This window comes from Rhodococcus sp. ACPA1 (assembly GCF_002300195.1).
Taxonomy (GTDB): Bacteria; Actinomycetota; Actinomycetes; order Mycobacteriales; family Mycobacteriaceae; genus Rhodococcus_F; species Rhodococcus_F opacus.
On sequence record NZ_NSDX01000003.1, the window covers coordinates 832,493 to 853,242 of the forward strand.

19 protein-coding genes are annotated in these 20,750 nt (G+C 67.4%); 10 read left to right on the forward strand and 9 right to left on the reverse strand.

The window, feature by feature from the left end:
- Positions 1 to 12: 12 nt before the first annotated feature.
- A complete protein-coding gene (locus CJ177_RS14385) occupies positions 13 to 1,629 on the reverse strand; it encodes a 4-hydroxyphenylacetate 3-hydroxylase family protein (protein WP_005251125.1) in 1,617 nt (538 codons plus the stop codon).
- Positions 1,630 to 1,649: 20 nt separating this feature from the next.
- A complete protein-coding gene (locus CJ177_RS14390; protein ID WP_005251128.1) occupies positions 1,650 to 2,222 on the reverse strand; it encodes a flavin reductase family protein in 573 nt (190 codons plus the stop codon).
- A gap of 238 nt (positions 2,223 to 2,460) precedes the next feature.
- On the opposite strand from CJ177_RS14390, the gene CJ177_RS14395 reads away from it, so the two are divergent.
- Together CJ177_RS14395 and CJ177_RS14400 are read left to right on the forward strand one after the other, a co-directional pair.
- Positions 2,461 to 3,408: an AraC family transcriptional regulator gene (locus CJ177_RS14395; protein WP_005251135.1), complete on the forward strand. Its 948-nt coding sequence runs from the start codon at positions 2,461 to 2,463 to the stop codon at positions 3,406 to 3,408.
- A 65-nt stretch (positions 3,409 to 3,473) separates the two neighbouring features.
- Positions 3,474 to 4,898 carry an HNH endonuclease signature motif containing protein gene (locus CJ177_RS14400; protein ID WP_257014525.1) on the forward strand — a complete coding sequence of 475 codons (1,425 nt, stop codon included), beginning with the start codon at positions 3,474 to 3,476 and terminating at the stop codon, positions 4,896 to 4,898.
- Between the two features lies 1 nt (position 4,899).
- Here the strand turns inward: CJ177_RS14400 and CJ177_RS14405 are convergent, their stop codons facing one another.
- The 3 genes from CJ177_RS14405 to CJ177_RS14415 are packed head-to-tail and all read right to left on the reverse strand — an operon-like array spanning position 4,900 to position 7,698.
- Positions 4,900 to 6,111 (reverse strand): cytochrome P450, encoded by a 1,212-nt coding sequence (locus CJ177_RS14405; protein ID WP_095867985.1) that lies wholly within the window; start codon positions 6,109 to 6,111, stop codon positions 4,900 to 4,902.
- A gap of 14 nt (positions 6,112 to 6,125) precedes the next feature.
- On the reverse strand, positions 6,126 to 7,490 hold the full coding sequence (locus CJ177_RS14410) for an NAD(P)/FAD-dependent oxidoreductase (protein ID WP_025433256.1): 1,365 nt from the start codon (positions 7,488 to 7,490) through the stop codon (positions 6,126 to 6,128).
- Positions 7,480 to 7,698 carry a ferredoxin gene (locus CJ177_RS14415; RefSeq protein ID WP_005251142.1) on the reverse strand — a complete coding sequence of 73 codons (219 nt, stop codon included), beginning with the start codon at positions 7,696 to 7,698 and terminating at the stop codon, positions 7,480 to 7,482. The genes CJ177_RS14410 and CJ177_RS14415 overlap by 11 nt, the downstream gene beginning before the upstream one ends.
- Before the next feature lie 359 nt (positions 7,699 to 8,057).
- On the opposite strand from CJ177_RS14415, the gene CJ177_RS14420 reads away from it, so the two are divergent.
- A complete protein-coding gene (locus CJ177_RS14420) occupies positions 8,058 to 8,342 on the forward strand; it encodes an ANTAR domain-containing protein (protein ID WP_061697948.1) in 285 nt (94 codons plus the stop codon).
- Here CJ177_RS14420 and CJ177_RS14425 read toward each other — a convergent pair.
- Entirely contained in the window at positions 8,339 to 8,680 is a 342-nt protein-coding gene (locus CJ177_RS14425) for a TraR/DksA C4-type zinc finger protein (RefSeq protein ID WP_005251144.1), read from the reverse strand. The two genes, CJ177_RS14420 and CJ177_RS14425, sit on opposite strands and share 4 nt — an antisense overlap.
- 84 nt (positions 8,681 to 8,764) lie before the next feature.
- Between CJ177_RS14425 and CJ177_RS14430 the strand changes: the two genes are divergently transcribed.
- Positions 8,765 to 9,526 (forward strand): class I SAM-dependent methyltransferase, encoded by a 762-nt coding sequence (locus tag CJ177_RS14430; protein WP_061041245.1) that lies wholly within the window; start codon positions 8,765 to 8,767, stop codon positions 9,524 to 9,526.
- Between the two features lies 1 nt (position 9,527).
- Here the strand turns inward: CJ177_RS14430 and CJ177_RS14435 are convergent, their stop codons facing one another.
- A complete protein-coding gene (locus CJ177_RS14435) occupies positions 9,528 to 10,067 on the reverse strand; it encodes a DinB family protein (RefSeq protein WP_095867986.1) in 540 nt (179 codons plus the stop codon).
- Positions 10,068 to 10,109: 42 nt separating this feature from the next.
- Positions 10,110 to 11,129, reverse strand: a complete 1,020-nt coding sequence (locus CJ177_RS14440; protein ID WP_095867987.1) for an Lrp/AsnC family transcriptional regulator — start codon at positions 11,127 to 11,129, stop codon at positions 10,110 to 10,112.
- 128 nt (positions 11,130 to 11,257) lie between these two features.
- On the opposite strand from CJ177_RS14440, the gene CJ177_RS14445 reads away from it, so the two are divergent.
- From CJ177_RS14445 to CJ177_RS14470, 6 genes are all read left to right on the forward strand, one after another.
- Positions 11,258 to 12,502, forward strand: a complete 1,245-nt coding sequence (locus CJ177_RS14445; RefSeq protein WP_095867988.1) for a M20 family metallopeptidase — start codon at positions 11,258 to 11,260, stop codon at positions 12,500 to 12,502.
- On the forward strand, positions 12,499 to 13,815 hold the full coding sequence (locus CJ177_RS14450) for an MFS transporter (protein ID WP_025433252.1): 1,317 nt from the start codon (positions 12,499 to 12,501) through the stop codon (positions 13,813 to 13,815). The genes CJ177_RS14445 and CJ177_RS14450 overlap by 4 nt, the downstream gene beginning before the upstream one ends.
- Positions 13,816 to 13,907: 92 nt before the next feature.
- Positions 13,908 to 15,050: a lipase family protein gene (locus CJ177_RS14455; protein WP_095867989.1), complete on the forward strand. Its 1,143-nt coding sequence runs from the start codon at positions 13,908 to 13,910 to the stop codon at positions 15,048 to 15,050.
- Positions 15,051 to 15,206: 156 nt separating this feature from the next.
- Positions 15,207 to 16,862: a sigma-54-dependent Fis family transcriptional regulator gene (locus CJ177_RS14460; RefSeq protein WP_025433251.1), complete on the forward strand. Its 1,656-nt coding sequence runs from the start codon at positions 15,207 to 15,209 to the stop codon at positions 16,860 to 16,862.
- 116 nt (positions 16,863 to 16,978) lie between these two features.
- The gene (locus CJ177_RS14465) at positions 16,979 to 18,487 is read left to right on the forward strand and encodes an aldehyde dehydrogenase family protein (RefSeq protein WP_005251153.1); all 1,509 of its coding nucleotides are present in this window, start codon (positions 16,979 to 16,981) and stop codon (positions 18,485 to 18,487) included.
- 23 nt (positions 18,488 to 18,510) lie between these two features.
- Entirely contained in the window at positions 18,511 to 19,623 is a 1,113-nt protein-coding gene (locus CJ177_RS14470; protein WP_061041241.1) for an NDMA-dependent alcohol dehydrogenase, read from the forward strand.
- 43 nt (positions 19,624 to 19,666) lie between these two features.
- On the opposite strand, the gene CJ177_RS14475 is transcribed toward CJ177_RS14470, so the two are convergent.
- Positions 19,667 to 20,662 carry an LLM class flavin-dependent oxidoreductase gene (locus CJ177_RS14475; protein WP_061041274.1) on the reverse strand — a complete coding sequence of 332 codons (996 nt, stop codon included), beginning with the start codon at positions 20,660 to 20,662 and terminating at the stop codon, positions 19,667 to 19,669.
- Positions 20,663 to 20,750 lie beyond the last annotated feature (88 nt).

Below are 20,750 nucleotides of genomic sequence, written 5' to 3' on the forward strand. Positions count from 1 at the left end.
TGGTCTGCGGGGCTAGCTGCGGCCGAAGTAGGACACGTCGTCGTTGCCGATCAGGTCCGGCACCGTCCACCCGTCGAGGTCGTACTCGGCCAGGCACTGCTCGGCCAGACCCTTCATGGAGCTGACCGTTCCCCGGTTCTCGGCGAACATCAGCAGTTCCGCCTTCACGCCCTCGTGGTTGCCGGCGTAGTTCCGCTCGTACAACTCGTGGCGGCCACCGAATTCGCTGCCGATCGAATCCCACAGCGCCTTCATGATCTTGACGCGTTCGACCGCGGTCATGCCCTCCGAGCCGCGGACGTACTTGTCCAGGTACGGGCGGACGTCGGGGCTCTTGAAGTCGGCGGCCGAGGACGGCAGGTAGATCAGCCCGGACGCGACGTCCTGTTCGATGATCTCCTTGATCCGCGGGTAGCCCTGCTGCATGAACATCCGGTACGTCAGCCCGTACTCGAGCTTCGGGATGACGGTGTCGCCCACCCACGGTTCCGGGTCGCGGACCATCGATTCGGTCAACGACCAGAACAGGTTCCGCCAGCCGATGACCTCACCGACGCGGGTCTGCACCCCACGGAACCCGCCCGCCCCGGTGGCGTCGAGGGCCTTCATCAGCAGCCCGGCGATGAAGTCCAGTTTCACCGCCAGGCGGGTGCAACCCTGCAGGGTGAAGCGGGGCAGGAACCCGGACTGCGGGAAGAACGCGTTGATCTTGTCCACGTCGCCGTACATGAACACGTTCTCCCACGGCACCAGCACCTTGTCGAAGACGAAGATGGTGTCGTTCTCGTCCATCCGCGACGAGAGCGGGTAGTCGAACGGGGAGCCCATCACCGCGGCCTGCTGGGTGTAGGAGGTGCGGCAGATCAGCTTCACCCCCGGCGCGTCCATCGGGACGGTGCAGATCAGGGCGAATTGCTTCTTCTTGATCGGCAGACCGTAGTGGGCGATGAAGTTGTAGTTGGTGATCGCCGAGCCGGTGGCCACCACCTTGGCGCCGGAGACGATCAGGCCGGCGTCGGTCTCCTTCTCCACCTTCATGAACACGTCGCCGACCTCGTCGGGCGGGAGCTGCCGGTCCACCGGCGGGTTGATGATCGCGTGGTTCCAGTACAGGACCTTCTCCTGCGATTCCTTGTACCAGCGTTCGGCGTTGTCCTGGAACGGCGAATACAGTTCCTTGTTCGCGTGCAGGGTGCCGAGGAACGACGCCTTGTAGTCGGGGCTGCGGCCCATCCAGCCGTACGTCATCCGCGCCCAGGTGGCGATCGCGTCACGATCCTTCAGCAGGTCGTCGGAGTTCTTGGGCGCCCGGAAGAACGGCATCGTCACACCCCCGCTGCCGGTGTCCGTCGGTGTGGTCAGGGTGTCGACGTGCTCACCGGTGTGCATCGCGTCGTAGAGGCGGGCGGTCATCCGGATCGGGTTACGGAACGCCGGATGCGTGGTGACATCCTTGACACGCTCGCCGTGCAGGTAGATCTCGCGGTCGTCGCGCAGCGACTCGATGTACTCGTCACCGGTCATCGGACGGGTGGCGAAGTTCGCGGTCCGGTTCGCTTCACAGTCGGCGGCGACATTGACCTTCGTGCGGTCGACGGCGCTCTCGGGGGCAGCTTCGGTGGTGGTCATGGTGTTCCTTTCGGTCAGGATTACGAGGCAGCCTGGGCGAGCTGCAGGTGGAGCGGAGTGAACGACGCGGCGGCGTCGAACCATCCGCTGTGGGGGTCGTCGAGGCAGCCGTTCCACGCCGTGGTGCCCGAGGTGGCACCGAGATCGTGGAAGGTGCTGCGGTAGAACAGCAGTGGGTCCTTTGTCGCGTCGACGGAGGCGTCGACGATCTCGCCGATGAAGATGATGTGGTCGCCGCCGTCGTAGGACGCCCAGGGTGAGCACGTGAGCGTGGCCGCGTTGCCGGACAGTGCGGGAGCGATGCCCGCGGAGTCCCACGCCGGTTCCGTCCGTTGCGGTTTGCCGGCAAAGTGCATGGCCGTGTCGAGCTGATCGGCGGCCAGAATGTTCACCGCGAACGGCGCATCGCCGAGGTAGCTGCATGCCTTCGACTTCCGGGTCAACGTCACCTGGCACAGCCGCGGCTCGATCGAGACGGCGGTGAAGGCGGTGACGGTCGCGCCGTGCGGCTCGCCGGCGGCATTGGCGCACGTGATCACGGTGACGCCACTGGCGAACTGGCCGAAAATGTTACGCAGAGTGCGCTGGTCCATTTCTCCTGACCGCCTTTCTGCACGATTCGTGCGGTAACCCCCGCGAATGGGGACCAGCACAACGTATGACGGGCATCACAGTCCGTCGATCCGCATTGCGAAGGCGCGATCCGGAACGCGAAACGGGTTCGCCGGACGGGGGTCGCCGGCACTTGCAGTGACGTGAGTCACAGGCGATGCTAAGGTCGGGAGTTGCCCATGCGCGGTCGTGGCGCGAGGTGAGAGGTCGGACGTACGCATGCGAGGACAGCTGGAAGGTCCCGGTTTCACCGACTGGGACGAGGTTCACGAGGTGGTCGCGGACGCGTACTTCCCTCACGAGCTGCGTCCGCTGTCGCGGGACACCGCGGCGCGGTCTTCGCTGGAGTCCTCGCAGATGGGCGCGTCCAGGCTCGCCCGGATCGGTTTCGGGGCTCCCGTGTCGATCGAGTCCGACCATCCCGGTGCGTACGGCATCAACATCCCCCTGGCCGGCCGCATCGTCTCCGTTACCGGCGGCACGGAAGTGACCTCGACGCCGGGTCTGGCCACCATCTGCCCGCCCGACACCCGCACCGTCATCACCAACTGGAGCAGTTCCTGCGAGATCATCGGATTCAAGGTGGACCGGGATTACCTGCAGCGCGAAATGGACCGCGTGCTCGCACGGCCCGGGCAGGAGTTGCCGCGGCAACTCGACCTGCGCACCGGAGCCGGCGCCGAGTGGCTGAGGTTCGTCCGTTCCGTCGCCGACCAGGCGTTGCGCGAGAGCGTTCTCCTGCACAGCGATCAGGTGTCGCAACAACTGTGCGGAGCACTGACCACCGCGCTCGTGCTCACCGCGATGCCGGACGACGACGCAGGTGCGGCGGGAATCCGGCCGCGCATCGTCAAGCGAGTCATCGACGCGATCCAGCAGGACCCGGCCCGCCCATGGAGCGCGGGGGAGATGGCCGAACTCGTCGGCGTGAGCGTCCGGCGCATGCAACAGGGGTTCCGCGAATACGTGGGCATGACGCCGATGGAGTACCTCGTCGACGTGCGCCTCGAGCGTGTTCACGCCGACCTCACCGGAATCGGCTCCTGCGCAACCGTTTCCGAAGTCGCGACACGCTGGGGAATCATGCACACCGGCAGATTCGCCGCCGCCTACCGTCGCAAGTACGGCGTGACGCCGTCCGAGTCACTCCGCGATCGCGGGCTCTGATCGGTCCGGTGGGGAGGCGAGTTTCGCGTCCGAAACTTGTCGGACCCCCGCGGTAGTATTCGCACATGAGTTCGACTGGGGGGTCGGTGGGTAGCCGGGTGGCGGAGCATCTGTCGATGCTCGCTGCCGCGGTGGACGGGTTGCTCGATGCGGGGCTGGCCGAGTTGTCGGACTCTGATCTCGTCGAGGTGATGCGTGGGGTGGAGCAGTGCCTTCGACGCGCGGAGGCGGTCTCACACCGATTGGTCGTGGAGAGCGTGGAACGTTCGGTCCCGGCGAGTCTGGGATGTTCGTCGCCGAAGAAGCTCCTGATCGACGTGCTCCGGATCTCGGGCGCGGACGCGTCCGCCCGCGTCACCGCCGCCCGCGAGCTGGGGGTGTGGCACACTCTCGCTGGCGTTCCGATGCCACCGGTGTTGCCGGAAACCGCTGCGGCACAGAGCGACGGTGACATCGGCACGGATCATGTGCGGGCGATTGCGAAGGTGATGCGCAAGATTCCCCACGCCGTCGACAACGACGCGGTCGCCGACGCCGAGACCGTGCTCGCGAACTTGGCGAGAAGCGGAACCCCGGAGGATGTGGAGCAGGCCGGGCACCGGTTGCTGGCATACCTGAATCCGGACGGGAACCTCGGCGACGACCGCGACCGGAAACGCCGACGGGGCATCTCGATCGGTCGGCAGGACACCGAGCTGATGTCGAGAATCTCCGGTGAACTCGATCCCGTAGCGCGGGCGATGCTCGATCCGATCCTCGCCAAATGGGCGCGGCCCGGAATGAACAATCCGGACGATCCCGACTCGCCGGCCGGCGACGGCGAAGACCCCTCGATCGATCGTGACCTGTTGGCGGCGGCGGCCGCCCGCGATACCCGCACCGCAGCGCAGCGCAATCACGATGCGTTCAGCGCAGTGTTCCGGGCGCTGCTCGAGTCGGGGGTGCTCGGCCGGCACCGGGGTCTACCTGCCACGGTGATCGTCACGATGACGCTCGAGCAGTTGGAGCAGGCAGTCGGGGGCTTGGCCACGACCGCCACCGGTGGGTTGCTCCCGATCGCGGACGCATTAGCACTGGCCGAGGAGGCGCATCCGGTGCTCGCGCTATTCGACCATGCGGGTCGTCCACTGCACCTTGGTCGGCGGCGTCGTCTGGCCAATGCCGACCAACGGCTCGCGCTGATCGCCGCGGATGGGGGTTGCACCCGCCCGGGTTGCTCGGCACCGGCGAGTCTGTGTGCGGTGCACCATGTCACGGACTGGCACAAGGGTGGTCACACCGACATCGAGGGTCTCGCCCTGGTCTGCGACGCCTGCCACGCTCAGGTCAACGACGGTCCGGCCGGATGGGCGACGAGGTCCACGCCCCACCATTCCGCATACGCGGGCCGGACCGAATGGATCCCGCCACCACACATCGACCCCACCCGAAGACCGCGAATCAATCACCGACATCACCCCGGTGAGTTGATCGACCATGCGCGGCGGTAACTCACCCACAGTCCACCAGCAGGTGCCGCGGACCTCGCAGCACCGGGTTGGGCCGGTAGGGCGGCGGGTCCTCGACGAGGCGCGGATTGGGGAGGCGGCGGATGAGCTCGGCAAGAGCCATCTGCCCCTCGAGGCGGGCGAGGGGAGCGCCGAAGCAACTGTGGATGCCGCTGCCCAGACCCACGTGCTGGTTGTCCGTGCGGTCGGGGACGAACTTGTCGGCGTCGACGAAGCGTTCGGGATCACGATTGGCCGATGCCAATGCCAGTACGAGCGGCGAACCCTTCGGGACGGTGACACCGTCGATTTCGATGTCCACGATCGGCGTCCGCTGGCCCAGGAGATGCACGGGCGGTTCGAAGCGGAGCAGTTCCTCCACAGCCTGCGGCATCAACTCCGGTTCGGCGCGAAGACGTTCGAGAACATCGGGATTGCGCAGGAAGGTCAGCATGCCGTTGGTGATGAGGTTGACGGTGGTCTCGTGTCCGGCGATGAACAGCAGGATGGAATTGGTGACCAACTCGACGGTGTTCAGCTGACCGTCGGGGCCCGAATCGTTGGCCAGCCCCGACAACATGTCGTCGCCGGGATCGCGGCGACGGTCCTCGATGAGACCTGCCATGAACATGGCCATCTCCATCTGGGCCTTCTGCGCCACTTTCGCCTGCTCGTTGTCGGCGCTGGTGCGCCGCGGGTCGATGGCTGCCACCAACGCGTCGGCCCAGGCGTGGAACCTGGGTTCCTCCTCGTGGGGTACCCCGAGCAGTCGGCAGATCACGGTGACGGGGAAGGGGTAGGCGAAGTCGTCGACGATGTCGATGCGCTCCTTACCGTCCAGACCGTCGACCAGTTTCGTGACGAGTGTGGCGAGTTCGCCACGCATGGAGTCGATTCGGTCGGGGCTGTGCGGCGGACCGAACTGTCGCGTCGTCAGTCTGCGCAACCGATCGTGCTCGGGCGGATCGAGTTTGAGGAACGACTCCGGCCCGTCGCCGGCACGATCCGCGCCGGGAAGTCCCGGACCACGGTTGTGCAGATCGGAGCTGATCCTCGGGTCGTGCAGGAGCGCCATGACGTCGTAGTATCGTCCGACGAGGTAGGAGCCGTTGTCCTGCGGCGCCACCCGGGTCTCACGAAGTTCCTCGTACAGCGGATACGGATTCGGCCGGCTCGCCTGGTCGGTGATCCGCTGGAACAGCTGCGCACGCGACATGGACACTCTCCCTGTTACTTCGGTAGCGAGACGAACTCGACGCGACGTTCGGTGGGCAGATGGCCGGTCACCGCGACGGTGGGTCCGTGGCTGAGAACGGCCGGGTCCGGCAACTCCGACGCACGCACCTCGAACGGCTCCGCCCGGTCCATGACGTCGAAGTCCGGGGGGAACGCGGCCGCCGACTCGATCAATCCCCGGTAGAAGTCGAGCCACTTACCCTGATTGAACGCCACAGCGGCCGTGACGCGTCCGCGGAAGCCGTACGCCGCCACGAATCGCCTGTCGGCGACGGAACCCTGCGTGATCACCACCTGATCGGAGTAGGTGGGGATACCCACGGACTTGATGTTGACGCCGAACTGGCTGGACCAGAACGCCGGAATCTCCAGGTGCGGCCGCCGGCGGAGACCGTCGTGGATCATGTTGTGCGCTGCCACCTCGGCCTGACCGATCGCGTTACCCCAGTGCTCCAGCGCCAGCAGCTGGTAGTCGTAGAGCGGATGCGGTTGCCGCGCAACGTCACCGGCGACGAACACGTTGTCGGTGACGATGCCGTTGATGTCGAACGCCCGGCAACCGGCGTCGCACGTGACTCCCCGGGGCCCGGCGGCGAGACCGGAGCCGAACAGCCAGTCGGTGTTGCGGATGCTGCCCTGCGCGACGATCGCCACGTCGACGTCGAGTGTGGTCCCGTCCGACAGATGCGCACGGCGCAGTTGCCCGTTGCCGTCCCCGTCGAGCCCGGTCACCGTGACGCCGGTGCGCAGGTCGACGCCGTGGTCGCGTTGCATGTCGGCCGCGACCGCCGCCACCACTCCGCCGAGCGCGCCGACCAGCGGTGCCGGGCCGCGTTCGGTGACCGTCACGGACAACCCGCGCTCCCGGCACACCGACGCGATCTCCGAGCCGGTGAATCCGGCCCCGATCACCAGGACATGACGTGGTCCGGCGGACAGTCGCTCGTTCAGCCGGCGTGAATCGTCGCAGGTTCGGATGGTGAAGACGCCGTCGAGTGCGGCCTCGGACGAGTTCGACCACGGCCTGGCGCGGACGCCGGTCGCGATCAGCACCTTGTCGAACTCGACGGTGTCGCCGTCGCTGAGAACCACCCGGTTGTGCTCCAGATCGAGACTGGTGGCCCGCACGCCGAGCCGCCACTGCGCGTCGAGGTCCGGGCGGAAGGGCAGCGCCGCGTGGTCGGGCGGCATGATTCCGAGGAGCACGGCCTTCGACAGCGGGGGCCTGTCGTACGGCTCGTAGGGTTCGTCGCCGATCAGGGTGAGGGAACCGTCGAAGCCCTGCCCCCGCAGTGCCTCCGCGGCGCGCAGGCCCGCGAGCGACGCTCCGACGATGACGATCCGCACGTCACTGCCCATCGTGTCGGTCGGGGATGTCCGTGGTGATGGCGTGCACCGGGCACGCGGCGGCGGCTTGCGCCACGTGGTCGCGTTCGTCGTCGGTGGGGCCCGCGTCGTAGAGAAGAGCCTCTTCTCCGTGCAGGGTGAAGACGCCGGGTGCGAGGAATACGCACTGCGCGTAACCCTGGCACCGATTGAGGTCGACGACGAGTTTCACGTCAATCATCCCGATTCTGAACAGTTCTGGTCACACGGGTCCACAGGGACTGCGCGGCGCACGGCCGTCCGATCGCGTCGGGCGGAGACCTCCACCCGGAAACCAGTATTCCGGAATGGCCGAACTGTTCGGTTTCGATCCGCTGTTCTGGAGCCATTCAGAAATGTGGCGCCGCCCGGACCTACCGACGGGTAGTACCCTGAAGTAGTAACGAGAGTTACAAGTATCTTGCCCGGAGTTCGTATCCTGCTGGCGAGAAACAACTTTCGGACACGGTCTCGATTCGGCAACGCGGACGCCCGGATCGTGATGTGATGTGGTCACAAGAGACCGGCAACGCCCAGTGGCGACACCTCAGAGGCGGAAGATTGACGATCGAAGCTCACCGCGACACCCGCGCGACACGGCACCTGTCCGCTTTGGACGCTGCAGTACAGATCCTGACCACCGCGCGCGGAAGCTCGTACAGCGCGGACCAGGCCTTCGACGAACTACTCGATTCCTCCATGCGGCATCAGGTCGATGTCGGGGATCTGGCGGAAGCCCTCGCCGACCTCGCCGACGGCGTGCACCCCGCCGCAGACGACCATCGACGGGCACGGGACGTGGCCACCCGGGAATGGGGAGCCCTCCTGGCCGGCGACACGGGCTAGCCGGCGCAGTCGATACAGGTTTGCGCGGCAGGTAGCGCGTCGAGTCGCACATCGGCGATCGGCAGGCCGCACCGAACGCAGAGACCGTACGTCCCATTGTCGAGTCGCTGCTGCGCCGCCGCCAGATCCTCGACCTCACGCCGCGCGTCGGCCAGCAGCGCCGACACCTGGGCTCGTTCGAACGCGATGGTCGAGCCCTCGGGGTCGTGTTCGTCGTCGTCCGTGGTGAATTCCGAACCCTCCACGATCGCGGTGAAACGGCCGGTCAGCGATGCGATGCGGCGCTCGGCGTCGGCGCGCTCCTCGGCGATTCGGGCGCGGTGTTCCGGGACGGTCATGTCTGAGTCAACGTCGGTGACGGGCCGGTGCTTCCCCCGGTAATCCGCTCGATCGATCCGGGACTTTCTGTCAGGCTTCCCGGCATGGCACGCACATTCGAGGAGTTGGTGGCCGAGGCGGAATCCGTGTCGGTGGACGGCTGGGATTTCTCCTGGCTGGACGGCCGGGCCACCGAACAGCGGCCGTCGTGGGGTTATCAGCGCCTGATGGGTGAACGGCTCGCGCGCGCGAATGCCGCTCTGGACATCCAGACCGGGGGCGGGGAGGTCCTCGCCGGTGCGGCGAAGATGCCTCCTGTGATGGTGGCGACGGAATCGTGGCCGCCCAACGTCGCGAAGGCCACGGCGCTGCTGCACCCGCTCGGTGCGGTGGTGGTGGCGGACCCGGACGAGCCGCCGCTGCCCTTCGCCGACGGCGCCTTCGACCTGGTGACGAGCAGGCACCCCGCCACGGTGTGGTGGGACGAGATCGCCCGCGTCCTGGAACCCGGAGGCACGTACTTCTCGCAGCACGTCGGGCATGCGAGTGTTTTCGAACTCGTCGAGTACTTCCTGGGGCCGCAACCCGAGAAGGTGCGGCGTGGCCGCCACTACGAGGACGAGAGTGCGGACGCTCAGGCCGCCGGTCTCGACGTCGTCGATCTCCGCTTCGAATCCCTGCGGATCGAGTTCTTCGACATCGGTGCCGTCATCTACTTCCTGCGCAAAGTGATCTGGATGGTGCCCGGCTTCACCGTCCAGCAGTACCTCGAGCGGCTGCGGGAGCTCCATGAGCTGATCGAGGCGGAGGGCCCGTTCGTGGCGCACTCGACCCGCTTCCTCATCGAGGCTCGCACACGCGGCTGACTCAGCCCATCGACTTCGACCCGTCGAGAGCTTCCCTGATGATGTCGGCGTGCCCGGCGTGCTGCGCAGTCTCGCCGATGATGTGGAGGAGGACACGGCGGGCGGACCAGCGTGATCCCGGTTCGAACCACGGCGCTCTCGGCAGCGGATGCGAGATGTCGAGGTCGGGCAGCGAGGCCACGATTTCGTCGGTCCGGTGCGCCACCTTCGCGTACCGGTCGAGGACGTCGGCCAGCGTCTCGTCCTCGCGGAGTGTGAACTCCTTCTCGCGATTGTCGGTGTCGGTGCCGTCCGCGGGACCGCCGCGCACGGCATCGGTGCCGCGCACAATGAAGTCGGCCCACACCCGTTCGACGTCCGACACGTGTTTGACGAGTCCGCCCAGACACAGATCGCTCGCCGTCGTGCGTTGGGCCGCCTGCTCGTCGGTGAGGTCCCGGACGGAGTAGCGGAGGAAGTAGCGGTGTTTCGCCAGCGACTCCAGCAAGTCGGCACGCTCGCCGGTAGTCGACGTTTTCGCGGTAGAGGTCACGGTGATCACCTGCTCCAGCCGGTCCGATGGTGGCGCATTCGACCGTAGTGGTCAGCCGCCGTGCGCGGTGACATAACCGGTCGCGCGGCCGTGGGTGTCGAGTTCCCACCCCATCCGCTTCCGCGACCGGAGCGTTACCGACGAGTCGATGATCTCGAGGCTGGGGGCTCGGCTTTCCAGCCACTCCTGAACCCGCAACAGGTCGGGCAGCGAAGGCACCCACATGCTGACGAGGAAGTTCGCGGGTCCGGTGAGCGACATGCACAACCTCAGTTCGGGCCGGGTGTTGACGATCTCCACGACTTCCCGGTGTGCGCGCACGGGCAGGCGGCACCACCAGGTGACGGTGATGGGCCACCGCGTCGCGTCCTGGGCCACGTCGCAGCGCAGCACCACCGCACGGGAGCGCAGCAAGCCCGCGAGCTGCCTGCGAACCGACGATGCCGGCCGGTCGATGACCGAGGCGATCTCGCGCGCGGACGCCCGGCCGTTCCGGGTGAGTTCGCGGACGAGAGCGCGGGCGACCTCGTCCGTCAGGCTTTCCGGCCGAGCCGATCCGGACTGCGGAGAGGTGTTCTCCAGTGCGGCGATCGCGGCGGACTGTGCCGTATCCAGGGAATCGAGGCGCCAGCGACTGCCCTCGGCGTGGAGTGCGGTGCACGTGTGGGTCCGGGTCGAATTGACGCTCGGGTGGCCGGGCAGTTCCTCGAGCACCAGGTCCGACAACTCGTGCAGGGATCCCGTCTGCACGGTCAGGATGAGGTCCCGCCCGCGCGCGGCATGCTCGATCGACGCCACCCGCGGGTCGCGGGTGAGGGCCTCCACCAGCGCCTTCGTGCCGCTGAGATCGCACGTCACCTCGATCATGGCGGTGAATGCACCGGCGCCCGTCATCGGCGCGGGGTACGCGGTGATCCAGGCCAGTCCCCGCTCGGTGATCGACTCCCACCGCCTCGCCAGCGTCGCGGACGTCGTCCGCAGGATCGGGGCGAGCTCGGCCCACGTCGCCCGCGGACGGATCTGCAACGCGTGAATGAGCGAAAGCTCGGATTCTGTCAGCATTTCACGCATAGAACACTTTCTGAGTCAGTACAGATGATCGTTTTCGACGTTCTCGGCGGTCCGTCGTTCCGCGGATCACAGCATATGACCACCGACGCATTCGGTCGAGAAAGTGACCACCGACATAAGGGAGAGCAATGAATCTCGTGGACGACGCCCGCGCCCTCCAGGGCGACCTCGTGCAGTTGCGTCGCGTACTGCACCGCGAACCGGAGGTCGGACTGGACCTGCCGCGCACGCAGGAACGTGTCCTCGAGGCGTTGGACGGCCTGCCGCTCGAGATCTCGACGGGAACGAACACGACATCGGTGACCGCGGTGCTCCGCGGCGGCAGGCGCCCGATCGACGCCGCGCAGACGGTGCTGCTGCGCGCCGACATGGACGGACTCCCGGTCACCGAACAGACCGGACTCGACTTCGCGGCGCAGAACGGAGCCATGCACGGATGCGGGCACGATCTGCACACCGCTGCGCTGGTCGGCGCAGCGCAACTGCTCAGCCGTCATCGCGACCAGTTGGCGGGTGACGTCGTCCTGATGTTCCAGCCCGGCGAGGAGGGGTGGGACGGCGCCAAGGTGATGGTGGACGAGGGTGTGCTCGACGCCGCCGGGCGCCGCGCCGACACCGCCTACGGCATGCACGTCTTCTCCTGCCAGAAGCCACAGGGGCGGTTCTTCTCCAAGGCGGGCACGCTGCTCGCGGCGTCGTACAAGCTGACCGTCACGGTGCGCGGGGCGGGCGGACACGGATCGTCCCCGTCGACTGCCCGGGATCCGATCACCGCGATGGCCGAGATGATCACGTCGCTGCAGACGATGGTCACCCGGACGTTCGACGTGTTCGACCCCGTCGTGGTGACGGTCGCGAACGTGCAGGCAGGGTCGCGGCACAACATCATTCCCGACGATGCGCGGTTCGAGGCGACGGTCCGGTGCTATTCGCCCGCCACGTACGAGAAGGTGCCGACGGCGCTGCGCCGAGTGCTGGAGGGGGTGGCGTCCGCGCAACGGGTCGAGGTCGACGTCACCGTGGCCCCCGAGTTCCCGATGACGATCAACGACGTGGACGAGGTCGCGTTCGGTGCCGAAGTGGTCAGCGACCTCATGGGCGAGGACCGATACGAGACGGTCACGCACCCGATGGCAGGGTCCGAGGACTTCTCCTACGTCCTGCGGGAAGTGCCCGGTGCGTTCATCGGACTGGGCGCGTGCATGCCCGGCGCCGATCCCGCTGCCGCTCCCATGAACCATTCGCCCCGAGCGCAATTCGACGACGCGGTGCTCGCCGACGCCGCCGCCATCTACGCCGGACTGGCCGTTCGACGGCTGGACAAGGCCCGGTCCGACAATGCTGCTGTGGCGGCGGGGAGCGACGCACGATGACCGAGATCGCAACCGAGAGCGGGACCGTGAACACCGTCCAGCAGAGATCCGAGCGCTGGGAGAAGGCGCGCGCGATCGTCGGTGTGGGCACAGGAAACGGGATCGAGTACTTCGACTGGACCGTTTACGCGACGTTCGCCGCGTTCTTCGCCCCGCAGTTCTTCCACACCGGCTCCGCGGTCTCCGACCTGCTCGCGTCGTTCGGTGTCTTCGCCGTCGGATTCGTCGCCAGGCCGTTCGGCGGTCTGTTGTTCGGCTGGCTGTCGGATCGGCGGGGACGCAAGCTGTCGATGACGCTCGCCGTCGGACTGGCGGCGGTCGGCAGTCTGGTCATCGGTCTGACCCCGACCCACCAGACGATCGGCGTCGCGGCGGCGGTGGTCCTGGTCGTGGCGCGCCTCGCGCAGGGTGTCGCGCACGGCGGCGAATTACCGTCCGCGCAGACCTACATCGTCGAATTCGCGCCGACGGCCCGGCGTGGACTCTGGTCCAGTCTCATCTACATCTCCAACACCACCGGGGTCGTCGTCGGCACGCTTCTCGGCGCACTGCTCACGACGACGCTGAGTTCGGAGCAGATGGCCGACTGGGGTTGGCGGGTGCCGTTCCTGCTGGGCGGCGTGCTCGGACTGTTCGTGTTGTGGATGCGGTCCCGGATGAAGGAGACCGAAGTCTACGAGGAGTCGGGTGACGAGACCGCGAAGCAGTCGATGTGGCAGCTGTTCCTGGCGCACCGGCGGCAGGTGTTCCAGATCCTGTTCTTCACGGTCGGCGGCACCGTCGTCTACTACGTGTGGGCCGTGTCGGCGCCGGCGTACGCGATCGCCGTCCGGGGCATCGATCCGTCCGGCGCACTGTGGGCGGGGGTCGGCGCGAATCTCGTACTGATTGCGTCGCTGCCGTTGTGGGGTGCGTTGTCGGACCGGATCGGACGCAAGCCGGTGCTGTACATCGGCAACATCGGTATCGCTGCCCTGCTGTTTCCGCTCAACGCCATGATCGGGCACAGCGCGGTCACGCTGTTCTTCGCGATGGCGATCGCCCTGTTCGTGATGGGCGCGATCCTGTCGGTCATGCCGGCAATGATGGCCGAACTGTTCCCGACCGGGTTGCGTGCCGCCGGTGTCGGAGTGCCGTACTCGATCGGTGTGGCCGCGTTCGGCGGGACGGCCGCGTACGTCCAGACGTTCTTCGCCGACCGCGGTACGCCTGAACTCTTCGAGTGGTACGCGCTCGCGCTGGTCGCGGTCTCGATCGCCGCACTGGTCACGATCCCCGAGACCCGGGGACGGGATCTCGCGTCCCAGACGTAGCGCACGTGAGTGGCAAAGCGTGCTCCTGCACGCTTTGCCACTCACGTGCGGGGACGCTCTATCTTGAAGCGGTGAAGACACACTCGGTACGGATGGCGCGAGCCGCGACATTCGTCGCGATCGCATCGCTGACAGTGGGCGGCACCTGCCTCGCCTCCCCGGCCGCGTTCGCGAACGAGGCCGAACGCGCGCCGGGGAGCGTCGTGGAGGTCGAGCCTCTGCCCGTCGACCTCTGGATCCCCGGTGCCGCCGACGCGCAGCGAATCACCTACTGGTCGATCGGGTCCGACGGGAGCCCCGCGCTCAGCAGCGGCGCCGTGTACGTGCCGCCGGGGGAGGCGCCCGACGGAGGATGGCCGGTGGTCGCGTGGGCGCACGGCACGTCCGGTCTCGCGGACGACTGTGCGCCCTCGCTCGTCGGGCCCGCGCTCCCCGAGCGGGACTACCCGTACCTCGGACACTGGCTCGAGCAGGGATATGCCGTCGTCTCCACCGACTACGTCGGCCTCGGCACACCAGGTGTGATGCCGTACCTCGACGGAAAGGTCGAGGCGCACAGCATCGTCGACTCGGTGAAGGCCGCCCGCGCCGTCGACGAGTCCCTGTCGAACAAGTGGGTCGTGGTCGGCCAGTCGCAGGGCGGCGGCGCCGCGATCACCACCGCCCGCTACGCCACCGAGTACGGCGGCGAGACGCTCGACTACCGCGGGGCCGTGGGAACGGGTGTGCCCGCGAACATCGAGCTGACACTGCTGCCACTCGGCCCGGGGGTGCCGCCCACGGCGATCCCCGCCGGCATCACGTCGTACCTGTTCTACATCCTCGCGGGACTGCGGTCGGCGCACCCCGACATCGACCTCGACTCGTATCTCACCCCGCTCGGCGCCCACTACGTGAACGCCGCGGAGCAGCTGTGCGTCAACGACCTTCACGACGCCGCGGACGGTGTAGTGGTCGGCGACCTGTTCAGCAAGCCGCTGAACCAGATCCCGAACTTCCACGGACTGCTCGTGGACTACATGGGCGTCCCGACGAGCGGGTACGACCGTCCCCTGTTCATCGGGCAAGGGCTCACCGACATCGACGTGCCCGCCCCCTCGGCGTTCTCGCTGGTCGCGGCACTGACCGCGAACGGGGAGCCGGCCACGTTCAAGACCTATCCCACCGACCACAGCGGCACACTCGTCGATTCGCAGGCCGACACCATCCCGTTCGTGCGGGGGCTGTTCGACTGAGTGAACACGGCACTGTCCAGATTCCGGACAGTTGCTCGCCGCCCCCGCAGGCACTATGGCGTGGGTCACATCGGGTGGGTACGTTCGGGTATGAGTCGTGCACCGTGCACGACCGGATCCGCGCGCGGCAAGGAGTCGAGGTTGGAGTTTGGCGGCATGACCGGGCACGCGGCGATGCGGCCGGAGATCGCGTTGTCCTGGAAGCGTTCGGCGCTCAGCGGCCTGGAACCGAGTTCGACGCCGACCGGTGACCCCTGCTCCGACCTGGACAAGTCCAGCCGGCTGCTGCAGGCGGCCCGGCCCGTCCTCGACGAAATGGAACAACAGATCCAGGGCACCGGATTCTGTGTCCTGCTCGCCGACCGTGACTGCCGCATCGTCGCCCGGCTCTTCGACGGCCCCGGACTCGAGCGCCTGATCGACGGTGCCGGGGCGGTGCTGGGCTCGAGGTTCGGCGAGGACTGCGTCGGGACCACCGCGCTGGGGACTCCGATGGAGGTCCGGCGCGGTGTCGTGATCCACGGCGAGGAGCACTACCTCGAGCGGTTCAAGGATCTCAGCTGCTACGGACACCCGATCGTGCATCCGGTGACGCGCCGCGTCGAGGGCATCCTCGACATGACAGGCGTCGCGTCGCGTGCCAACCCGCTGTTCGCCCCGTTCCTGGCCCGCGCGGCCGGGGACATCGAACGACGGCTGCTCGAAGGGTCCCGGGTGTCTCAGCAGCGGCTCGTGGACGCGTTTCAGCGGGTCTCGCCGCAGAATCAGATGGCGGTCACCGCGATCGGCGAGGACATTCTGCTCAGCAACCGGGTGGCGCTCGACCTGCTCCAGGTGTCCGATCATGCGACGCTGCGGGGGCTTGCCGCGGACCTGCGTCCGGAGCAGTCGAAGACGGTGCGCATCCAACTGTCCTCGGGCGAACCGGCGTTGGTCCGCGCCGACCGCGTGGCAGGCACGGACGGCGGGGCCGTGTTCGTCGTCCGACCGGACCGCCGGACCAGCACCCCCATCCGACGCGGAAAGTCCCCGTCGAGTTCCGTCGTCGAACGCAGCAGGTCGGAGTTGTCGCGGCTGCGCGAGACCCGGGATCCGGTGGTGATCAGCGGCGAACCGGGAACCGGCAGGACGACGGCGGTCCGCGACCTTGCCGGCGACCGGTCGCTCGTGTGTATGGACGCCGCCGCCATCGCTCTCGACGGCGCCGAGGCCTGGGTCGACCGACTTCTCACGCTGGCAGCGGGACCCTCCGCGGTCCTGGCGATCGAGGAAGTGCAACTGCTGCCCGAGTCGATGCTGCCGCTGGTCGTGAAGATGCTGGCGGCCGACGCGGGGCCACGAATCGTGATGACGAGTTCTCCTCTGGGTGACCTGCCGCCGGGCGTGGCGGGTCTGGTGGGCCGCTGCCCCGGACAAGTGGTGCTTCCGCCGCTGCGGCAACGCAGCCGCGAATTCGCTGACATCGCGCAGGGGATCCTCGATTCTGTCGATCCCGGTCTTCGCCTCACCGCGAGCGCGCTCGACGCTCTGATCGCCCGCGACTGGCCGGGCAACATCGCGGAACTGTCCGTGGTGCTGCAGGCTGCCGCGGGCAGGCGCACCAGCGCGAACATCGCCGTCGCGGATCTACCCGACCAGTATCGGACGCCGACGCGGGTGTCCCGGCTGGCCGGCCGCGAACGCGCCGAACGCCAGGCCATCGTCGACGCACTGCAGGAATGCGGCGGCAACAAGGTGCACGCCGCGGCCGCGCTCGGCATCAGCCGCAGCACGCTCTACGTCCGGATCCGAGCCCTCGATATCACCGTCTAGCTGCAGTTTCATCCACCGATCCGCGACCGTCCGGAGGTGTCCGAAGTCAGGACAGTTAGTGATATGGCAACCAGTGCACTATGAGCCACGTCACATTCACAACTTCGGAGGTTTTGATGACAGCGACGATCGAACCCAGCCAAGCGGAACTCCTGCCGTCGGTACGGAACTTTCTGTCCGGCACCAAGCGATTCCTCGTCGGAGGGCAGTGGGTGGAATCGGCGAGCGGCGAGACGTTCGAGACGATCGACCCGGCCACCGGGCAGGTGCTGACCACCGTCGCGCGCGGTGGCGCCGAAGACGTCGACCGCGCGGTCCGGGCCGCACGCACGGCATTCGACGAGGGCCCGTGGGCCACCATGAAGCCCAACGAGCGCGAACGGCTGATCTGGCGGGTCGGCGACATCCTCTCCGAGCGCGCTGAGGAATTCGGCCAGCTCGAGGCGCTGGACAACGGCAAGTCGGCGGGCATCGCCGCGGCTGTCGACGTCGCCTGGTCAGCCGACATCTTCCGCTACTTCGCGGGCTGGGCCACCAAGATCGAGGGCAGCACGGTCAACGTGAGCATGCCGTTCGTCCCCGGTGGCCAGTTCCATGCGTACACGCTGCGTGAACCCGTCGGCGTCTGCGGTCTGATCGTTCCCTGGAACTTCCCGCTGCTCATGGCCGCGTTCAAGCTGGCGCCCGCGCTCGCCGCAGGCAACACGGTGATCCTCAAGCCCGCGGAGCAGACCCCGCTCACCGCGATCCTGCTCGGCGAGGTGTTCGAGGAGGCCGGGTTCCCGCCCGGCGTCGTCAACATCGTCACCGGCTACGGAGACGCGGGCGCGGCACTGTCTGCCCACGACGACGTCGACAAGATCGCGTTCACCGGCTCCACCGAGGTCGGGAAGAAGATCGTCGACGCCGCCAGGGGCAACCTGAAGAAGGTGTCGCTCGAACTCGGCGGCAAGAGCGCCAACGTCGTGTTCGCGGATGCGGACTTCGACGCCGCCGTCACCGGATCGCTCAACGCCTGGCTGTTCAACCACGGCCAGTGCTGCGTCGCCGGCACCCGGATGTTCGTCGAGGACAGCATCTTCGACGACTTCACCGCAGCGGTCGCCGAGGCCGCCGGCCAGGTCAAGATCGGCCCCGGACTCGACCCCACCACCCAACTCGGACCGCTGGTGTCGCAGGAACAGTTCGACAAGGTCACCGGCTACCTGGCCGCCGGACTCGCCGACGGCGCCCGCGCCCTCACCGGCGGAAAGCGCTGGGGCGACACCGGCTTCTACGTCGAGCCGACAGTGTTCGTGGACGTGAAGCCCGAGTTCAGCATCGTGGAGGAGGAGATCTTCGGCCCCGTCGTCGCAGCGCTCCCGTTCAACGCAGAGGAGGGAGTCGCGAAGGCGGCGAACAGCAGCATCTACGGCCTCGCCGCCGGAATCTGGACAAAGGACCTGTCCAAGGCGCACCTCACGGCCCGTCAGCTCAAGGCCGGTTCGGTGTGGATCAACCAGTACAACGGGTTCGACACCGCCATGCCGTTCGGCGGATACAAGCAGTCCGGTTGGGGACGTGAGCTCGGGGCGACCGCCATCGATCTCTACACCCAGACCAAAGCCGTCAACATCGCACTCTGACCGTCACTCAACGAGGAGAAGACATGAAGACCAAAGCAGCGGTTCTGTTCGAAACGCACAAGCCGTTCGAAATCGTGGAACTCGAGCTCGACGGTCCGGGTCCCGGAGAAGTGCTCATCAAGTATGTGGCGGCAGGCCTGTGCCACTCGGACCTGCACCTCACCGACGGCGATCTGCCGCCGCGTTTCCCCATCGTCGGCGGGCACGAGGGTTCCGGCATCATCGAGGAAGTCGGCCCCGGTGTCACCAAGGTGAAGCCCGGCGACCACGTGGTCTGCAGTTTCATCCCGAACTGCGGCACGTGTCGGTACTGCGCCACCGGCCGCCAGAACCTGTGTGACATGGGCGCCACGATCCTCGAAGGCTCGATGCCCGACGGCTCGTTCCGGTTCCACTCCGGCAAGCAGGATTTCGGTGCCATGTGCATGCTCGGCACGTTCGCGGAGCGCGCCACCATCTCGCAGCACTCGGTGGTGAAGGTGGACGACTGGCTCCCGCTCGAGACCGCCGTCCTCGTCGGCTGCGGTGTGCCGTCCGGTTGGGGCACCGCGGTGTACGCCGGCGGAGTTCGCGCCGGTGACACCGTCGTCATCTACGGCATCGGCGGACTCGGCATCAACGCCGTGCAGGGCGCGGTCAGCGCCGGCGCCAAGTACGTCGTGGTGGTGGATCCGGTGGCCATGAAGCGGGAGGCCGCGCTGAAGTTCGGCGCCACCCACGCGTTCGCGGACGCCGCGACCGCGGCGGAGAAGGTCAACGAACTGACCTGGGGACAGGGCGCCGATCAGGCCCTCATCCTGGTGGGCACCGTCGACGAAGAGGTGGTGCAGAACGCGACCGCCGTCATCGGCAAGGGCGGCACCGTCGTCATCACCGGCCTCGCCGACCCTGCCAAGCTCACCGTGCACATCTCGGGAACCGACCTGACCCTGAACCAGAAGACGATCAAGGGTTCGCTGTTCGGCTCGGCCAACCCGCAGTACGACATCGTCCGCCTGCTACGCCTGTACGACGCGGGTCAGCTCAAGCTCGACGAGCTGATCACCACCAAGTACACGCTCGAGCAGGTGAACGAGGGCTACCAGGATCTGCGGGACGGAAAGAACCTGCGTGGCGTGATCGTCCACGAGCAGTAGGCGGCTTCGCCGCCCGTGCGCGGTCGACGAGTCCAGAGACTCGCTAACCGCGCACGGGCGCGGAGCGCCACACGTCGGCGAGCAGGTCGTACGTCTTCAGCCAGGACTCGGTGTTCTCGGCGTGGGAGGCGACGATCAGCTCGTCGGCCTGCGCGTGCTCGGCGAATTCGTCGAGGTACGTCTTGACCTCGGTGGGGGTGCCGACGGCCGAGTAGCGCACCATCTGCGCGACCTGCTGACCCGCCGGGGACGTCATGATGAGGTCGACCTCCTCGGGGGTGAACTTCTGCCCGCGGCCGACCATCTGCACCACCCGCCGCCGCAGGGACGCTTCGAACTGCCGGTGCGCGTCCTCGGTGGTGTCCGCGGCGATGGCATTGACGCCGGCGATCACGTACGGCTCGGACAGATCCTCGGACGGCTCGAACCGCTCCCGGTACAGCGTGACGGCATCGACGAGCGAGTCGGGGGAGAAGTGCGACGCGTTGGCGTAGGGGAGTCCGAGCTTCGCGGCGAGCTGCGCGCCGAACAGCGAGGACCCGAGGATGTAGAGGGGAACGTTCGTGCCCTTGCCGGGGATGGCGTCGACGCCGGGTACCCGTGACACACCTCTGAGGTATGCCTGGAGTTCCAGCACGTCCTGCGGGAAGCGGTCCGCGGACGCCGGGTCGCGGCGCAGCGCGTACATCGTCTTCTGGTCGCTGCCCGGGGCGCGTCCGAGACCGAGGTCGATGCGACCGGGGTGCAGTGTGGCGAGGGTGCCGAACTGCTCGGCGATCGTCAGCGGCGCGTGGTTGGGCAGCATGATGCCGCCTGCGCCGAGCCGGATGCTCTCGGTGTGTGCGGCGACGTGCGCGATCAGGACGCTCGTCGCGGACGAGCCGATCGACGGCATGTTGTGGTGCTCCGCATACCAGATCCGGCGGTACCCGCGGGTCTCCGCGAGTTGTGCGAGCTTCACGCTCGCATCGAAACTGTCCCGCGCCGTGTCGCCCTCGCGGATGTAGGCCAGATCCAGAATCGACAGAACAGCGCTCACGGGATTCGTCACCTTTCGTCACCAAGAACAGGCGCGAGAGGTTAGCCTCGCGCACTACCTCTGGGTGCAACCGCAGAGGTAGTGCGCG